General features: G+C 49.5%; 1 protein-coding gene. It reads left to right on the top strand.

What is annotated here, in order from left to right; genetic code table 11:
- Positions 1-63 precede the first annotated feature (63 nt).
- Positions 64-1,217 (top strand): IS3 family transposase gene (locus ICN39_RS11050; RefSeq protein ID WP_216234158.1). Its coding sequence is split into 2 segments (ribosomal slippage): positions 64-304 and positions 304-1,217, totalling 1,155 coding nucleotides; the frame shifts between segments, so codons are not numbered across the junction.
- Positions 1,218-1,235: the final 18 nt, after the last annotated feature.

The raw sequence follows: 1,235 nt of genomic DNA, 5'->3' as shown, positions 1-1,235 counted from the left end.
TGAATCGCTACTACTTCTATAGACACTTTCTAGCCTAATATTTAGTCTATTAGGAGGTGTGTCATGAGTACAAGAAGACGGTTTACTGAAGAGTTCAAGTTAGAGGCAGTCAAACAGGTAGTTGAACGGGGTTTTGGTGTTCGAGATGTGGCTGCTAGGCTGGGCACCTCACCCCATAGCCTGTATGCCTGGGTTAATAAATATGGCATTCCAGCTGAGCAGCGTCTAGTGGGGGATGATCAAACGGCTAAGCTTAAAAGACTGGAGGCGGAGCTGCGGCGGGTTACCGAAGAGCGCGACATCCTAAAAAAGGCCGCCGCGTACTTTGCCAAGGAGTCCGGTTAAAGTACGCCTTCATCAAAAAGCACCAGCATGAGCATGCCATCCGCACCATGTGCAAGGTTTTACGAGTCCACCACAGTGGCTATTACGCCTGGCTTAAAGAGCCACTCTCGTCTCGAGCGTGTGAGAACCAAATGATTGTGACCCAGATTAAGCAAGCGTGGCTGGCAAGCGGCACCATCTATGGTTATCGCAAGATCCATGATGATCTGCAAGATCTGGGGATTGCTTGTGGTGAGCAGCGGGTGTATCGCTTGATGAAGGCGCAAGGCCTACGCTCTCAAACAGGTTACAAGCGCAAACCACGGCATCATGCTGGTAAGCCTCATGTCGCCGCTCCCAATCACCTGGCTCAGCAGTTTGATGTTTTAGGGCCTAATGAGACCTGGGTAACGGACATTACTTATATCCGCACGCATGAGGGTTGGCTGTACCTGGCGGTGGTCTTGGATTTATTCTCCCGCCAGATTGTAGGCTGGTCGATGCAAGGGCGGATGGATAAGGAGCTCGTAGTCTCAGCTTTGCTGATGGCTTTATGGAAACGCAAACCCCAGCAAACAGTGATGATCCACTCCGATCAAGGCAGCCAGTTTTCTAGTTACGAGTGGCAGGCGTTCTTAAAAGAACACAACCTCAAGCAAAGCATGAGTCGGCGTGGAAACTGCCATGACAACGCCGTAGTGGAGAGCTTTTTTCAACTACTCAAGCGGGAGCGGATCAAACGTAAAACCTATGCCAGCAGAGCAAAAGCAAGAGAAGATATCTTTGATTACATCGAAATTTTTTACAACCCGGTTAGACGCCATAGTTACAACAATGGGCTTTCTCCGGTAAGATTTGAACAGCAGTACCAAGCGAGGTTGGGAAGTGTCTAGGATATTGGTAGCGATTCA

This window comes from Polynucleobacter sp. AP-Reno-20A-A9 (genome assembly GCF_018882085.1).
GTDB lineage: Bacteria > Pseudomonadota > Gammaproteobacteria > Burkholderiales > Burkholderiaceae > Polynucleobacter.
This window is presented reverse-complemented; position numbering and strand designations above follow the sequence as displayed.